At 68.4% G+C, this 16,373-nt stretch carries 13 protein-coding genes; 2 read left to right on the top strand and 11 right to left on the bottom strand.

Going from position 1 to position 16,373, the window contains the following annotated elements:
• Positions 1-196: 196 nt before the first annotated feature.
• The 8 genes from ACLJPX_RS11805 to ACLJPX_RS11770 form a co-directional block, all read right to left on the bottom strand.
• Entirely contained in the window at positions 197-2,986 is a 2,790-nt protein-coding gene (locus ACLJPX_RS11805) for a BTAD domain-containing putative transcriptional regulator (RefSeq protein WP_410600113.1), read from the bottom strand.
• Positions 2,987-3,649: 663 nt separating this feature from the next.
• On the bottom strand, positions 3,650-4,549 hold the full coding sequence (thpD, locus tag ACLJPX_RS11800; protein WP_410600112.1) for an ectoine hydroxylase: 900 nt from the start codon (positions 4,547-4,549) through the stop codon (positions 3,650-3,652).
• Between the two features lie 24 nt (positions 4,550-4,573).
• Entirely contained in the window at positions 4,574-4,963 is a 390-nt protein-coding gene (locus tag ACLJPX_RS11795) for an ectoine synthase (protein ID WP_101610964.1), read from the bottom strand.
• A 34-nt stretch (positions 4,964-4,997) separates the two neighbouring features.
• Positions 4,998-6,248: a diaminobutyrate--2-oxoglutarate transaminase gene (ectB, locus tag ACLJPX_RS11790; RefSeq protein ID WP_101610965.1), complete on the bottom strand. Its 1,251-nt coding sequence runs from the start codon at positions 6,246-6,248 to the stop codon at positions 4,998-5,000.
• Positions 6,249-6,286: 38 nt separating this feature from the next.
• On the bottom strand, positions 6,287-6,778 hold the full coding sequence (ectA, locus tag ACLJPX_RS11785; protein ID WP_101610966.1) for a diaminobutyrate acetyltransferase: 492 nt from the start codon (positions 6,776-6,778) through the stop codon (positions 6,287-6,289).
• A 215-nt stretch (positions 6,779-6,993) separates the two neighbouring features.
• Positions 6,994-9,963 (bottom strand): patatin-like protein, encoded by a 2,970-nt coding sequence (locus tag ACLJPX_RS11780; protein ID WP_410600111.1) that lies wholly within the window; start codon positions 9,961-9,963, stop codon positions 6,994-6,996.
• Positions 9,964-10,446: 483 nt separating this feature from the next.
• Positions 10,447-11,691 carry a DUF445 domain-containing protein gene (locus ACLJPX_RS11775; protein WP_410600110.1) on the bottom strand — a complete coding sequence of 415 codons (1,245 nt, stop codon included), beginning with the start codon at positions 11,689-11,691 and terminating at the stop codon, positions 10,447-10,449.
• A gap of 7 nt (positions 11,692-11,698) precedes the next feature.
• Positions 11,699-12,481 (bottom strand): Abi-alpha family protein, encoded by a 783-nt coding sequence (locus tag ACLJPX_RS11770; RefSeq protein WP_410600109.1) that lies wholly within the window; start codon positions 12,479-12,481, stop codon positions 11,699-11,701.
• 88 nt (positions 12,482-12,569) lie between these two features.
• Here ACLJPX_RS11770 and ACLJPX_RS11765 point away from each other — a divergent pair, with 88 nt between their 5' ends.
• Complete coding sequence (locus ACLJPX_RS11765; protein WP_410600108.1) at positions 12,570-13,412, top strand: maleylpyruvate isomerase family mycothiol-dependent enzyme; 843 nt, start codon at positions 12,570-12,572, stop codon at positions 13,410-13,412.
• Here the strand turns inward: ACLJPX_RS11765 and ACLJPX_RS11760 are convergent.
• Positions 13,393-13,791, bottom strand: a complete 399-nt coding sequence (locus ACLJPX_RS11760; RefSeq protein WP_410600107.1) for a pyridoxamine 5'-phosphate oxidase family protein — start codon at positions 13,789-13,791, stop codon at positions 13,393-13,395. The genes ACLJPX_RS11765 and ACLJPX_RS11760 overlap by 20 nt on opposite strands.
• 82 nt (positions 13,792-13,873) lie before the next feature.
• On the opposite strand from ACLJPX_RS11760, the gene ACLJPX_RS11755 reads away from it, so the two are divergent.
• A complete protein-coding gene (locus ACLJPX_RS11755) occupies positions 13,874-14,797 on the top strand; it encodes an AraC family transcriptional regulator (RefSeq protein ID WP_410600106.1) in 924 nt (307 codons plus the stop codon).
• Between the two features lie 6 nt (positions 14,798-14,803).
• Here ACLJPX_RS11755 and ACLJPX_RS11750 read toward each other — a convergent pair whose 3' ends face one another.
• Both ACLJPX_RS11750 and ACLJPX_RS11745 read right to left on the bottom strand, forming a co-directional pair.
• Complete coding sequence (locus tag ACLJPX_RS11750) at positions 14,804-15,169, bottom strand: lipopolysaccharide assembly LapA domain-containing protein (protein ID WP_101610972.1); 366 nt, start codon at positions 15,167-15,169, stop codon at positions 14,804-14,806.
• A 38-nt stretch (positions 15,170-15,207) separates the two neighbouring features.
• Positions 15,208-16,356: a dipeptidase gene (locus ACLJPX_RS11745; RefSeq protein ID WP_410600105.1), complete on the bottom strand. Its 1,149-nt coding sequence runs from the start codon at positions 16,354-16,356 to the stop codon at positions 15,208-15,210.
• Positions 16,357-16,373 lie beyond the last annotated feature (17 nt).

The raw sequence follows: 16,373 nt of genomic DNA, 5'->3' as shown, positions 1-16,373 counted from the left end.
GCGGCCGGCCGGTATCGCCCCCACCTCCACCGGCCGGACCGCCACGAGCCGCTCCTGGCGGCTCTTCAGACGGATCCCGAAGGGTCCGCCCGAGCGCCGATCCCTACCGAATGCCCCTCCCCTAGGGCTCGATCGACGCTGAAACGGACCCTACGCGCGCAAGAGGCGAGGCCACTAAGAATCCGCTAAGGATCACTCACGGACCTTCGCCGAGGTCCGTGAGTTCCGCACGGACCAGCGCGGCGAGCTTCGGATTGGCGTCGGAGAGGATCTTCAGCGCGATCGCGAACTGCTCGCGGGCACCGTCCACATCCGACCCGGCCCGCAACACTCTGCCCAGTGTCAGCCTCAGCACGCCCTCCTGGAGGACGAACCGCCTGCTGATCGTCAGGTCGACGGCTTCCCAGACGTACCGCTCGGCGGCGGCGAGTTCGCCGATCCTCATGCTCAGTTCGGCCAGGTTGTTCAGCGAGACGACGACGTAGCTTTCGTCGCCGAGGGTCCGGTCGATCTCCAGCGACGCGACCTGGTGCCCGATCGCCTCGATGAACCGCCCCGCCCGTTTTTCGGCCTCCGCGCAGTTGTTGAGCGCCTGCCCGCGCAGTTCGAGGTCTCCGGTCCGGTCGGTCTCCTCGACCGCCTGCCGCAGCGTCGCGATGGCCTCGTCGTACCGGCCGAGGAGGGTCAGCGCGGAGCCGAGGTGGATGTTCGCCGAGACCATCAGCCGGTTGTCGCCGATCGCGCTCGCGAGTTCCAGTGCGCGTTCGGCGTCGGCGAGGCAGCCCTGCGGCAGTTCGAAGGTGAGCGCGATGGCGCAGCGGGAGATCAGCATCCAGCACCGGCCGAGGACGTCGCCGGACCGCTCGGCGGCCTCCAGCCCGGTCTCGACCAGTCGCTTCCAGTCGTCCAGCAACGGGTACACCGCGCGATAGGTGTGCGCGACCCTGGCCAGCCGCCAGACGTCGTCGTGACGCCCGCCGCCGCGGGCGGCTTCGAGGACCTCGAGCAGGTTCGCCCATTCCGCGGTGAACCAGTCCTGCGCTTCGGCGAAGGAGTTCAACGGCGGCGTCTGCGCGTCGCTCAGCACCTCGGTGAAGTCGAGGGGGTCGACGATCCGCAGCATCTTCCGCCGCGCCCGGTCGGCGACGGCCTGGTAGAACCGCACCGATCGCGACAGCACGTCTTCGCGGTCTTCCTCGTCGAGTTCGTTCTCCGCCAGCTCGCGGAGGAACAGGCGGACGAGGTCGTGCGGGACGAAGGAGTCGCGGCCGGTTTCGGCGAGCAGGTTGTGCGCGGCGAGCACCCGCAGATGCCGCCGCGCCTCGGCGACGGTGATGTCGCCGATCGCGGCCGTCAGATGAGAACCGGCCGAAACACACTGCACCACGCCGAGCCGCAGGAACGTGTTCGCGACGTCGGTGGGAAGCCCCCGGAACGAGACGTCGAACGCCGCGCGGACCCCGTCGTCCGGGCCCTCGACGTCGAGCGCGGCCAGCCGCGTCCGTTCGTTGCCGAGCTCGTCGACGAGGTCCTGCGCGGACCACTGCGCGCTGGCGGCGAGCCGCGCGCCCGCGATCCGCAGCGCGAGCGGGAGGTAACCGCAGAGCCGGGCGAGCGCGTGGTTGAGGTCGAATCCGGCCGGTCCGGCGAGTTCCTCGATCAGCCGGACGGCGTCACCGGGCGCGAGTGTGCCGAGGACACGCAGTTTGGCCGCGTTGGACACGGCGAGCCCGTCGAGCCTGGAGCGGCTGGTCACCAGCGTCATCGACCGCGAGCCGGGCGGCAGCAGCGGCCGCACCTGATCGGCGGTGCGGGCGTTGTCGAGGATCACCAGCATCCGGCGCCCGGCGATCATCGAGCGGTAGAGGGCGATGCGTTCGTGGACCTGCTCGGGGATGCCGTCGGCGGGGACGCCGAGCCCGAACAGGAACTGCGTGAGCAGATCCGCGGGCTGCAGAGGCGGGTGCTGTGGGTCGAAACCCCGCAGCGAGGCGAAAAGGATGCCGTCGGGGAAGCGGCGGGCGGCGCGATGCGCCCACCACACCACCAGGCTGGTCTTGCCGATCCCCGCGGTCCCCGAGACCACGCCGACCGCGGTCTCGCCCGCTTCGGCCCGCTCGGCGAGATCGTCGAGCCAGGCGAGATCGGCCTCGCGCCCGGCCAGGCTCGGCACGGCGGGCGGCAGCTGCTGGACGGGATGCGCTTCGGCTTTCGTGTCCTCGACGACCTTGACCGGCAGGTCGTCGTTCAGGACGCGTTCGTGCAGCCAGCGCAGATCCGCGCCGGGTTCGACGCCGAGCGTGCGCAGCGTCGCCCGGGACACCGTGCGATAGAGCTCGAGCGCGTCACCGCGGCGCCCGGCGTGATAGAGCGCGCGCATCAGCTGACCGGCCGTGCGTTCGGCGAGCGGCTTGGCCCGGACCAGCGGGCTGAGCTCGACGATCAGTTCCGCGTGCCTGCCGAGTTCGAGATCCGCGTCGACCCTGGCGCCGTGGACGGCGAGCCGCAGGTCCTCCAGTTCGGGGGCGCGCACCGACCCCGGCACCCCGGCCAGCGCCGGCCCCTGCCAGAGCGCGAGGGCCTCGGCGAGCAGCTCGGACGCCTTGTCCGGGTCTTCGGTGGACGCTCGCTCCAGCAGCGACCGGGCACGGTGGACGTCGATCCGGCCGGGTTCGACGGTGAGCTGGTACCCGGGCGGCGCGGTGAGGATCTGGGCGCCGCGCGGATGGTCGCCCTGGATGTCGCGGAGCACGCGCCGCAGGTGGGAGACGTTGCCGTGGACGATCGTGCGGGCGGTGGCTGGCGGGTCGTGCCCCCAGAGCGCGTCGATGATCTCGTCGAGCCCGACGACCTTGTTGACCTTCAGCGCCAGCAGCGCGAGCAGACCGCGGACGCCGGGACCGCCGACGGGGACCGGCCGTTCGCCGTCGAGGAGGCGCACGGGACCGAGGAGTTGGAAGCGGGCAGGGGAACCGCTTTCGCCCATGACAAACCCCCTCCCCCGATCTCTCCCCTTACCGGAGTAGCCAACCTACCGCGCGAAGACGCCGCCAACCAGAAAACGCGAGGGAAGAGAGACATAGCGGGCGCGCCCCCCATGCCACATTGGGACCACCAAGCGTCCCCAATGCCACATTGGGGGCGTCGGGAATCCCGGACGCTCACGTGAGCTCAGGAGAAGTCCCGGACGCTCACGCAACCCGAAGGCAAGTGACCGGCGGACTCGTCTCCCCGGAAGCGCGCCAGCGCGACGGGGAGACTTCACCCCGCGCGCCCTCTTTCGGGCCGAAGGCCCACGAAGACGTTTTGTAGGGCGCCCTGACCACGAATCCGCAGCTTGACCACCATCTGGCGCCCTGCGAAACGTCTTCGTCAGCGCGCGGAAAAAATAAGGCCCCGTGCCATCAGTCCCGATCTGATGGCACGGAGCCGGGGGATGTCCGATTTGGGCCGCCTGGGGGCGCGACCCACACCGGACATCGGCGTCCACGTCCGTCCGGGTGGGCTCACCCCGAGCGAAGAACCCGTTCGTCCGTCGACAACACCTACGTGAGCGAGCCCACTGACCCGCTCACGTAGGCGACAACGTAACAGGGCGCACACCGTCGGCTACAGGCGCCCCGTCATGGCCTTCGCTACCTGCGGTTCGTCAGCGCGACAGGGGTGTCGAGTCGCGGCCGGCGATGAACGCCGGGCGCGGTTCGATCGCGGCGAACGGCTCCCGCAGCGCGTTCTCGACGCTGTTGAACACGACGAAGATGTTCGACCTCGGGTACGGGGTGATGTTGTTCGACGAACCGTGCATCACATTCGAATCGAACCAGAGCGCCGAACCGGCCTGTCCGGTGAATTGGTCGATTCCGTATTCGGCGGCGAGTTTGGTGATGTCTTCCTCACTGGGAACACCGACCCGCTGCTCTTTCAGCGAACTCTTGTAGTTGTCCTCGGGGGTTTCCCCGGCGCATTGGACGAAGGTCCGCTGTGAACCCGGCATCACCATCAGCCCGCCGTTGAACGGGTAGTTGTCGGTGAGCGCGATGGAGCAGCTGACCGCGCGCGGCGCCGGCATGCCGTCCTCGGCGTGCCAGGTCTCGAAGTCCGAGTGCCAGTAGAACCCGGTGCCCTTGAAGCCGGGCATGTAGTTCACGCGGCTCTGGTGGATGTAGACCTCGGAGCCGAGGATCTGCCGGGCCCGGTCGAGCACGCGAGGATCGCGGACGAGCTCCGCGATCAGCTCGCTGGTCTCGTGGACATCGAAGATGGAGCGGACCTCACCGGTCTTGGCCTCGGTGATGACGCGCTCGTCGTCGCGGTGGTCCCCCGACGACATGCGGACGAGTTCCTGCCAGTACGTCTGGATCTCGCCAGGCGACAACAGCTGGTCGACGACGGTGTAACCACGGGTTTCGTGGTTGGCGAGCGTGGCCGCGTCGATGGGACCGTCGGCCTCGCCGCCCCAGACGGTGGGGTGCGTCCTGGGCAGGTGTTCGGGCTTGCCCGTGACACGCGTCGGGTAGCTGTCGTCGACTCGGGTGTCGGTCAGCGTCAATGCAGTCGCCTCCTCGAGCGATTTTTAGGGTTCGGTTACGAGCGGGTACACGCCGTTTTCGTCGTGGACCTCGCGGCCGGTGATCGGGGGGTTGAACACGCAGACGCACTTGATCTCGGTCTTGGGCCGGACCTGGTGCTTGTCGTGATCGTTCAGCAGGTACAACGTGCCCGGCTTCAGCTGGAAGATCTCGCCGGTCGCGGTGTTCTCGAGCTCGCCTTCACCGGAGGTGATGAAGACCGCTTCGATGTGGTTCGCGTACCAGAAATCGTTGACCGTCCCGGCGTAAAGCGTGGTCTCGTGCACCGAGAAACCGACGCCCTCCTTGGCGAGCACGATGCGTTTGCTGCGCCAGTTCGGGGTCTTGATGTCGGCGTCGGTGTCGGTGACCTCGTCGAGTGTTCGGACAAGCAACGGAAAACTCCTTCTCGTTCTCGGTTGAGGGCGGTCAGTTCAGGACAGTGGCGATGGACTCGTCGATGATCGACAGGCCCTTCGTGAGTTCTTCGTCGGTGAGCGTCAGCGGCGGCAGCAGCTTCATGACCTCGCCGTCGGGGCCGGAGGTCTCCATCAGCAGCCCGCGCTCGAACGCGGCGGCGCAGACCTTGCCCGCGAGGTCGCCGTTGGCGAACTCGAGGCCCCTGGCGAGGCCGCGGCCCTTCGCGAACAGGTTCGCGTCCGGGTACGCCTCGACGATGCCTTGGAACGCGGCGGCGATGCGCTCGCCCTTGGCCTTGGTCGACTTCTCCAGCTCGTCGTCGCTCCAGTAGACGCGCAGCGCCTCCGTCGCGGTGACGAACGCCGGGCTGATGCCGCGGAAGGTGCCGTTGTGCTCGCCCGGCTCCCAGACGTCGAGGTCCGGGCGGATCAGCGTCAGCGCCATCGGGATGCCGTAGCCGCCGATGGACTTCGAGAGGCAGACGATGTCGGGCTTGATGCCCGCGTCCTCGAAGCTGAAGAACGGGCCGGTGCGGCCGCAGCCCATCTGGACGTCGTCGAGGATCAGCAGGATGCCGTGCTTCTTGCACAGATCATCCAACGCCTTGAGCCACTCGATGCGCGCGGCGTTGATGCCGCCCTCGCCCTGCACACCTTCGACGATAACGGCCGCGGGCTCGTTCAGGCCGCTTCCGGAGTCTTCGAGAAGTTTCTCGAAATAGAGGAAGTCCGGGATCGAGCCGTCGAAGTAGTTGTCGTACGGCATCGGGGTGGCGTGCACCAGCGGGACACCGGCGCCGCCGCGCTTCATCGAGTTGCCGGTCACCGAGAGGGCGCCCAGCGTCATCCCGTGGAAGGCGTTGGTGAAGTTGATGACGGATTCCTTGCCCGTCACCTTGCGCGCGAGCTTCAGCGCGGCCTCGACCGCGTTCGCGCCACCGGGGCCGGGGAAGACGACCTTGTAGTCGAGTTCGCGCGGCGCGAGGATCTTTTCCTTGAAGGTCTCGAGGAAGTCCCGCTTGGCCACGGTGAACATGTCGAGCGCGTGCGTGACGCCGTCACGGGCGATGTAGTCGATCAGGGCCCGCTTGAGCGCCGGGTTGTTGTGCCCGTAGTTGAGCGCGCCGGCACCGGCGAAGAAGTCGAGGTAGGCCTTGCCGTCCTCGTCGTACAGGTAGCTCCCCTGGGCCCGGTCGAACACCACGGGCCAGCCACGGCTGTAACTGCGTACTTCGGATTCGAGTTCCTCGAAAATGCTCATCACGTTTTCTTTCTCCCTGGGATCCCCGGATTTACGTTCTATTGACTGCTGAGCGGACCGATTCGGTACAGGTCCTCCTGCTCATGCGTTCCGTCCTCGGCCGGGAAATCCTTGGCGGTGAACAGATCCCGGCGTTCCAAAGTGGCGTTCCACCGCTTGGCGAACGAGGCGAACAACCGGATCGAAGCCTCGTTGTCCGGCGTGATCGTGGTTTCGAGGTACCGCACACCCTGGGCGGTGAGCTGACTGAACAGCTCGTCGAGCAGTGCCCCGGCCAGGCCTTTTCCACGCTGGGACGCGTCGACCGCGACCTGCCAGACGAAGCCGGTGTCCTGCTTCCGATACCCGATCACGAAGCCGACCGGGGTGTCGTCGACTTTCGCGACGACCGAGGTGTCGGCGAAATCGTGACACCACAGCAAATAGGCGTAAGGCGTGTTGAGATCGAGCTTCTTCGAATCGCGGGCGATTCTCCAGAGCGCGGCACCGTCTGCCTTGGTCGGGTTTTCGATCAAGTGCTTTCCGGACATGTCCAAGAAACGTACCGGAGGATTCGGGCGCGGTCAGATCAGCGCGGCGGCGGCAACGCGGCTACCTGCAACAACCCTGAAACACACGTGACAAAGGTAACGGTAACGTTTGAAGCGCAGCACTGGTGGGTAAGGCCGCTTCGTCGCGGTCTCACTGGATGTGACGATACCAACCGTTACCACTCGGTCGCAGGACCAGGCCACAATTCGGCGGTTCAGCGGCGGTGGCGCCGCCGGAATACGGAACCCAGCGGCGTCCAGACGGCGGGCAGCAGAATCAGCAGACAGACCACCAGCCACCAGACCGGCGCCTCGCCGCGCCGCCAGCCCGCGACGACGCCGCCGAGCCAGCCGAACAGCGGATCACGGACCGGCGGCAGGAACGCGGCGAACAGCAGACCCGCTCCCACCAGCACGGCGAGCACCGTGAGCACCATCCGCCACGTCTTGCGCAACGTCATCAGGCTGACCACCAGGAACACGATGGCGCCCGCGGCCACCGGGACACCGACCCACTGCAGGACGGGCCCGCCCTGGCCGCCGATGACGAACCCGGCCAGCACGGTGATCAGCGCGGCGAGCACGTTCCACGGGGACGGCAGGGTGGCCGCGCCGCGCGTGATCCACCACGCGCTGCGGCTCGCGGCCTTGGCGAAGGTCGCGGCGGGCTGGACCGATTTCGGCACCCTGGTCGCCCCCGCGGCCGCGTTGATCCCGGCGGCACCCGCCTTGACCAGCGTCTTCGTCAGCAGCATCGTCCCGCGTTCGTGTTCGAACCGTTCGCCGGAGACCTGGCACGCCTGGAACGCGCGCTGGGTCTGCTCGTCGGTCTCCGGTTCGTTTTCGATCAGGCGCCGGAACCGTTCCGACGGTTTTCCGTTCCCCTTGGCCGTTTTCGCGTCGTGTCCACAGTGGAGGCCGACACAGGGCAGTTCCTCGCGCGCGATCTGCGCTTGGCGGACCCTGGCGAGCACCATCGCCGTCACCGGCATGCTGATCGGGAGCTCGGCTTCCTTCTCCACGTCACCGAGTTCGCCGTCGAGGCCTAGGAAAGCGAGTTCACCGGCCAATTGCGCGCGCAACGACTCCGTTTCTTCCGGCGACAGCCCGTCTTCGGTGCCAGGCCGCCGCCATCCGATCTTCTCGAACGTTTCCCGGACCTGCTTGCGGAAGGCCTCCCGCCCGACGACGTCGCGCAGCAGCCGCAGGCGTTTCGGATCGAGCAGGCACTGGATCAGCCAGCCCGCGCCGTCGACCCGGCCCCACATCCAGTCGTTCGCGCGCCACGACGCCTTGTAGAAGGCGCCGAAGTAGTCGGCCTGCATGCCGGTGAGCTTGTCCCACGAACGGCGCCGCTTCATGTCCATCAGCGTCCGGGAATCCGCGCTCACCTGGACGAGGTCGACCCGCTGGTCGACCGACGGCGGTTGCGCGAGCAGCCCCCGGGTCGCGATGTGCAGGCGCACCAGGCGCGAGGTGACGACCGTGTCGCCGGCGCTGTCGTCGCCGGAGGTGAGCCCGGTCCACGCCAGCAGCGTGGTGACCGTGTCGGCGGCTTCGGTGTCGGGTTTCGCCTGTGCCAGCGGCAAAAGGATCGGCGTCGCCTGACGGAGCGCGGCGACCACGATCGGCCACGCCTCCTTCAGGGTGTCCGACCGGCCCCTTGCGGCCCATTTCTTGGCGAGGCCCTCGATCCAGGCCGCGAGCGTGACCTTGGCGGCCGGCGGATCCTGTTCGGTGACCCAGCCCGCGAGCCGTTCGCCGCGCGCGGCCTTGTGCCGTGCCTCGTGCAGCAGCACGCGGCAGCGGTTGAGCTGCACCGCCTGCTCCGGCGCCGGGTCGAGCCGGAAGCCCGCGTTCACCAGCTGGAGGCCGGTGGCGACCGAATCGTCCAGCGCGGTGGTGCGGAAGGCGACCAGGTCCTGGAGTTCGCAGGTGTCCTTCGGCGGCGCGGTGGGCAGGCCGTCGCGCAGTCCCTCCGCCGCGGCCGCGCGCAGCTGCGCCGCCGTGCCGGACGCCCACTGGCGGCCCGGATCCTCCACATCGGACAGTGAGAGCCTGCGGGTCGCCTCGCGGACCAGCGCGGTGGCGTCCTCCTGGACCCGCCGATCGCGGTAGTCGTTCATCAGCCGCTGGTCGACCAGTGCGTCCGGACCGCCGCGAACCCCCATCGAGGCAAGGGAAACGCGGGTGCCCCTGGTCCGGACGACGGCGTCGTTGTGCCGGGTCAGATCCTCGAGCTCGGCGCTGATCGTCTGGCTCAGGACGGTGCCGACGACCTTGCTCATCGCGCTGCCCAGCAGCGGCGGCCGGTCCGGATCGACCTCGACCCGCTCGGCTTCGCGTTCCGCCGTCGGTACCACGTACAGCAGCAGCCGCCGGACGTCGGAATGCGACTGTCGTTCGAAGATCTCCCGCAACGCCGGGCGCAGCGGCTTGTTCAGCAGCACGCCGCCGTCGGTCAGCCAATGCGACCGGGTGACGTCGGTGTACCGGGTCATGTCCGGATGCAACGGCCCGGTCTTCTCACCGATCGGCATCCGGGAGAGTTCGAACGCGCCGGGGAACGACGCGGTGGAGCGCGCCGCCAGCGCGAGCGGGCCGACGACATCTTCAGTCCACAAAGGACCGTCGAAGCGGAAGAGGAGCCGGTGCTCGGTGTCCCGCACCAGGTTTCCGAGCGCGTCGTCGAACCTGGTCGTCTCGCCGTCGATCATCGTGCCGGTGAGCAGCACGGTGATGTCGGGGCAGTCCGGTTTGACCGTGGCCTTGTCGGTGATGCGGTGCAGCGCGTCCTTGAGATCCGCCAGGAGCACCTTGTCGCCGTCGAGCAGCGAGCGCGGTTCCTTCTCGCCGGGGTCGCGGATCAGGTTGTCGAGCGATCCCGTGCTGATCCACGTGTCGCGCAGCACCTGCGGGCTCGACCGGAACGCCTCGGCCAGCCCGAGGCACGCCGCGTTGATGCCGCCCGCGCTCGTGCCGGTGAGCACGTCGAGCGAAACCGTGGCGTTGAGCAGATCGAGCAGGGCGCGGTACGGCCCCTCGGATTCCTGTGTTCTCGACGCGTGCAGCAGATGTGAGGTCTCGGTGGCGACCCCGCCCATCCAGACCGCGAGGCTCGCCCCGCCCACCATGGTCATCGCCAGCCGGATCTCCTGCGGCCACGGGCTCCCCGCGTCGGCCATGTGCGCCCTCCCCAAGGCTTAAGTGCACGAGCACTTTAGACCGGACGGGCGAGTCGGCGTACCGCCGTTGGTGCCGAGATTCGTTCACCCGTAAGGGCAAATTTCACGCCCTCGCAATCAGGTGCCCGCTCCCTGCCCCTGGATACACGCCCCTGCCACCGGCGCGAAGTACGTGAAGGCCCCCATCACTGCGCTAGACGCAAGGAAGGGGTCCTTCACGTACTTGGGAGGGTGCGAAGGTCGAGTTTCCTCGGCTGAGCCGAGGGAAGGGGCCTTCACGCGCCGCCGTCGTGACTTGTGAGGCCACTGAGGCCGAGGGTGCTGTTCCTCCTCGGGTGAAGGGACCTTCGAGGGACCCAGGGTCCCTTAAGGAGCCCCTCACGACATCGCGACCCCAACCGGCGCGTTTAGTCCTCTGGTTGCGGTAGTTGCACGCGCAAGTACCGCAACCAGAGGACTAAACGCGGGAGGGGAGAAGGGGGTTCAGGCGGCGAAGTGTTCCAGGAGGAGGACTTGCGCCTCGCCGACGGCGAAGCCGAGGACGGCGCCGGTCGCGATCAGGATCCATTCGTCCTGCTGGAACGCCGGCCGCAGCAGACCCTCGAACTCGCGCGGCGACAGCTCCTTCATCTTGGTCACCAGCACGTTCCGGATGTCCATCGCGTCGTTCGCGTAGTCCTCGATGTACCGCATGGTCTCCGGCAGTTTGTCCATGATCTTCTCGGCGATGTTCAGCTTCATGTCCTGGTACCGCCTGCTGCCGACGGCGAACACGACCAGCGGTTTCCCGACGCCGACGCGGCGGCCGAGCTGTTCGTCGAGCTGACGTTGGATGAGCCCGAGCACCCGGTCCGACAGCGGCCCGTGCAGCACCGCCTCGATCACGTTGTGCGGGGTGATGATCTCCTTCGCGATCAGCGCGCCGTACGCCTCCGCGACCTCGCCGCGCCGCTTCAGGAACAGGCCTTGCCAGCGCACGCCGAAGTACCGGCGCTCTTCGATCGGGTAGAAGATCATCCGCAGCGCGAGCCAGTCGGTGAACCAGCCGGTGAACAGGCCGAACAGCGGCATGATCAGCGGGAACTTGAACAGGATCCACGCGATCATCTGGATCACGCCGATCAGCCCGCCGAAGAAGATGCCGGAGCGGGCGATGAACTTGAACTCCTTGTCGCCCGCCTCCTGGAAGATCCGGTTCAGCAGCCGTTTGTCCTTGACCAGTGCGGTGACCACCATGCCCTTGAGGTCGAACACACTGTCCACATCGGACTTGATCAGCTCCAGCACGGCCGCGACCATCTTCGGCGTCTCGGCCTGGACGCGCTGGATCACCAGCCGCTGCATCCCCACCGGCAACGATTCCCACAGCCCCGGCTGATAGTGACCGGCGACGTCGCGCACGATGTCCTCGACCGCGGCCTGGAGCGGTTTTTCGATCTCCCGCGCGATTCTCTGCGGATCGAGCCTGGCGACGACCTCCGCCGGTTTGATCAGCTGCTCGGTCATCGTGTCGCACGCGATGCTCGCCATCCGCGCGGCGCGTTTGGGCACGATGCCCTGCCAGCCGAGGAACGGTTTGATCCCGACGAATTCGACCGGCTGGAACATCATCCGGATCGCGACGAGTTTGGTGGTGTAGCCGATCAGGGCGGCGACGATCGGGATCGAGACGTAGATCGGCCAATGCTCGGCGAAGTCGGCGAGGATCCCGTCGAGGAAGGCACCCATGCCGGGGTCAGCCGGCGCTCGGGTCGCAGGCCTGCCAGAACTGGGCGCCGAGCCGGGAAATGTGGACGGTGCGCTTGACGAACTTGGCCCGCTTGACCGACTTCTCCGCCTCGCGGACGGTCTCGTCGGTCAGCAGGATCTCGTACTGCGTCTCCAGCGAGGGCACCTCTTCGTCCAGCTCGACCAGGCCGAGCCCGATCAGCCTGGTGAGGTAGCCGGGCACCTGGTCGGGCAGCGAAACCCCGGCGGCCTTGCCGACGGTGGAGGCGTTGCGGAGCACGAATCGCCCGGCGCCACCGAGGTTGGTCCGCTCGGCGACGTCGACGGCGGGGAACGGCGAGCCGTCGGAGAGCGCGGAGAGGATGCGCGCTTCGTCGGGCGTCAGCTGCCGCAGGATGATCGCGTAGAGGTATTCGCGGGCCCGCTCGCGGCCGAAGCCGATCGAGTGGTTGAGCAGTTCGGCCATCGCGGCGCGGAGCGGTTCGAGCTGGGCGCGTGTGTGCACGAGGGTGATGGTCGCTTCGACCGGGCGCGAGCCGTTGGCGTCGGGCCGGTTCATCGCGGACGCGGCGGTGAGCGCGGCGTGGTACGGGTCGTCGACCTCGTCGAGACGGCGGCGCAGCTCCGAAAGCAGCTGCCGCTCACCCTGTTTGATGACCTGTTCCGCGAGGTCGACGCCGGGGAGTTTGCGGGTGAATTCCATGCCCGTGCGGGCGGCCCAGCCCGCCAGCTGCCCCGCGCGTTTGGCGAAAGCGGCCAGGTCGTCACCGGCGGGTCGATCGTTGCTCACGGGCACTCCCCTCGCGTTCGCGCTGATGCTACCTGCGAGTAGGCCGAACGGCCGAAATTGTGATCGACGCGGGTGTTTGGATGCATACATGAGCTTCACGCGCTGGGGTCCGCCGATCGACGTCCTCCCGCTGTTCGCGCGGGAAGAGCAAGCCCTGCTCGACGTCCTCACCGGTCTCGACGCGGAGCAGTGGGCCGCGCCGACGGTCTGCGCGGGCTGGACGGTGCACGATCTCGCCGCCCACATCCTGGGCGGCAAGCTCGGCAGGCTGTCGCGCGATCGCGACGGCTACCGGACGACTGCGCCCCGAGAGGGCGAACCCTTCGCGAAGTTCATCGACCGGATCAACGACGAATGGGTGGTCGCGTGCCGTCGGCTGTCCCCCGAAGTGCTGTTCGCGATGCTGGTGGACAGCACCTCGCAGCTCGCCGAAATGTGGGGCCGCGCCGACCTCGACGCGCTCGGCGAGCCGGTGAGCTGGGCCGGGGACGAACCGGCGCCGGTCTGGCTCGACGTCGCCCGCGAGTACACCGAGTTCTGGGTGCACCAGCAGCAGATCCGCGAGGCCGTCGGTGCCCGCACGCTCGACGAGCGGGACTTCCGCGGGCCGGTGGTCGACACCTTCGTCCGGGCGCTGCCGCACACGCTGCGTGACGTCGAGGCGCGGACGGGACGTCAGGTCGTCTACACCGTCACCGGCCAGGGTGGCGGCAAGTGGACGGCGCAGCGGACAGCGGACGGCTGGTCGCTCGATCGCGTCGCGCCGACGTCGCGTGCGCCGCTGGCCTCGGTGACGACGGACGCGGACACCTTCTGGCGGCTGTGCACCCGGAACCCGGCGGACCGGGATCGGGTCACCGCCAAGGGCGACGAAAACGTTTGCGCCACCGTGCTCGGGATGACGTCGATCATCACAACGAGTAGCGGCTGACCTTCTCCGGGTGGATGACGAGCCGGACGAGATCCAGCTCCTGGATCCCGGCGAGCTCGCCGGAGTGTGCCGGGTCGTCGAGGTCCCAATAACGGGCGCCGAGGCGGGCGGCCAGTTCGTGCGCCCCGTCCGGCTCCACGGTGACGCGGCCCGCGGCGGAGACCCAGCGTTCGCGCTCGCCCACCGGCGCGGCCACGATGATCGAGGCACGGGGATCGCCGTCCAGCCGCCGCACCTTGGGCGAGTCCCGGGGCGTGAACAACTGGACCGTGCCCTCGCCGGTGGCTTCGAACCACACCGGCCGGACCGGCCCGTCGGCCACGGTCAGGAACCCGTGCAGGGGACGGCGGAGGAATTCCAGGTCTTCGGCGGTCAGCATGAGCTCGATTCAACACGCCCGTCCTGGACGTGCCCATAGGCGAAAAGCCGGATCGCCTGTGTATTCGTCTAACGTCGGTGCCATGGATGTGTTCAGTGACCTGATCCGCGGGGTGCGGTCGCACGGCTCGTTGTTCGGCAGTTCGGCCCTGTCCCCGCCCTGGTCGCTGCACTTCGTGGACGGCGCGCCGCTGACCCTGTGCGCCGTCCTCACCGGGGCGGGCTGGGTCGTGCCCGAAGACGCTCCGCCCGAGCCGCTTCGCGCGGGGGAGACGATCATCGTGCGCGGTCCCGGGACTTTCACCTTCGTCGACGAGGTCGGCACCCTCGCCGAGCCGGTCGCGTGCGGCGAGCACTGCGCGACGCCCGAACAGGGCGGGACCCGGCACCGCCTCGGCTGGGCCGACGAACCCGGCGGCGAGACGACCTTGATCGTCGGCGCGTATCCGGTCGGCGGCGAGATCGGCCGCCCGCTGCTGGACGCGTTGCCCGTCGTGGTGCGCGTGGACGCCGGGGGCGCGGGCGATCCCGTACTGGACCACCTCGCCGCCGAGGTCGCCGTCGACGCGCCCGGTCAGCAGGTGGTCCTCGACCGGTTGCTGGACTGGATGCTGGTCTGCTCCCTGCGCGAATGGTTCGACCGGCCCGGCGGCGAGCCCCCGGCGTGGTGGGCGGCCCAGCGGGATCCGGTGGTCGGCGGCGCGCTGCGCCTGTTGCACGCGGAACCGGCAGCACCGTGGACGGTCGGCTCACTGGCCGGGCGGACCGGGGTCTCACGCTCGACGCTGGCCAAGCGGTTCGCCGACCTGGTCGGCGAACCGCCGCTGACCTACCTCACCCGCTGGCGGATGACCCTCGCGGCGGATCTCTTGGCGGGCAAGGAATCCACGACCATTTCCGATATCGCCCGCACCGTCGGCTACTCCGACCCGTTCGGCTTCAGCGCGGCGTTCAAGCGGGTCCGGGGCGTCAACCCCAGCGAGTTCCGGCGCGGCGCTGTCCTCTAACAGACGTCAGCGGAGCTGATGCCGGGACTTCTTGGCCTGCTTGCGCAACTGCAGGATCCGGGCACCACCGACGAGCGCGACCACGGCGCCGCCGGCGATCACGGAGAACAGCATCGCGACGGCCAGCGGCATGCTGCCGGACATGCCAAGGAAGTGGACGGTGGCGGTGTCCTGGTTCTGCAGGATGAACACGAGCAGGAACACCAGCAGGATCAGCGCCACGATGACGGCGATCCAGGTGCCGCTCACCCGCGTGCGCTTGAGTTTCGGGCCGGCGTCGAACTTGCCGCTGTGGCGCGCGCCGCCAGCGGCTTCGGGCGGTGAGACGGGCTCGACCGGAACCTCGGCGGCACCCTCCTGCGGCTGAGTCATGCAGGACAGTGTCCGCCGAAGTCGCCTTGATCGCGCTCTCAAGCGTCCGAACGGGTGACCTCGTCCGCCGCGCGCAGGACGCGCAAGGTGTTCTTCCCGGCCAGCTTCGCGCAATCCTCGTCGCTCCAGCCGCGTTCCATCAGCGCGGCGAACAGCACCGGGTACTTCGAAACGTCTTCGAGGCCCTCGGGCAGTGTCGCGACTCCGTCGTAGTCGCCGCCGAGGCCGATGTGGTCGACACCGGCCACCTCACGCGCGTGCTCGATGTGCGCGACGACGTCGTCGATGCCCGCCTTCGGCTTCTCGGGGCCGCCGCGCTCCGCGGTGAACTTCGAGCGCTGGTCGATGTTCCGGTAGTCCTTGCCCGCGTCGTCCATGTCCTGGCGCAACTGGTCGTCCCATTCGGCGACCTTCGGCGAGATGAAGCCCGGCACGAACGTCACCATCGCGACGCCCTCCTTCGCCGCCAGGGTTTCCAGGACGTCGTCGGGGATGTTGCGGGGGTGGTCGTTGACCGCGACGCACGAGGAGTGGCTGAAGATCACCGGCGCGGAACTGACCTCCAGCGCGGCGCGCATCGTGCTCGGCGCGACGTGCGAGAGGTCGACCAGCATGCCGATCTTGTTCATCTCGCGGACGACGTCACGGCCGAACTCGGTGAGCCCGCCGTGCGCGGGTTCGTCGGTGGCGGAGTCGGCCCAGGTGGTGTTGTAGTTGTGCGTCAGCGTCATGTAGCGGACACCGAGGCGGCGCAGGATCCTCAGCACGCCAAGGGATTCGGCGATGCTGTGGCCACCTTCGGCGCCGAGCAGCGACGCGATCTTGCCGTCGCGGAAGGCGGCCTCGGCCTGATCGGCGGTGTCGGCGAAGGCGAGCCTGTCCGGGTACCGCTCGATCATCTGGTGCACGATCTCGATCTGTTCGAGAACCGCGGTGACGGCGCTGTGCCCTTCGAACTGGCAGGGCACGTAAACGGACCAGAACTGCATCCCGAGCCTGCCTTCGGCGAGCTTCGGGAAGTCGGTGTGCAGATGCGGCTGGCGGACCGTGAGATCCGTGCCCGCCACGGCCTCGACCGGATCCGGCCCGGTCGTGACCCGCAACTCCCATGGCAAGTCGTTGTGCCCGTCCGCGAGGAGCGCCGTTTCGAGCAGGGCCTGGGCCCGGACGAGGTCACCGTTAGTCATCCGCCGATGTTACGTTC

It is taken from the genome of Amycolatopsis sp. lyj-90 (assembly GCF_046549035.1).
In the GTDB taxonomy this organism is placed as follows: Bacteria; Actinomycetota; Actinomycetes; order Mycobacteriales; family Pseudonocardiaceae; genus Amycolatopsis.
The sequence above is the reverse complement of the archived record's forward strand: the minus strand, read 5'-3'. Positions and strand labels throughout refer to the sequence as shown.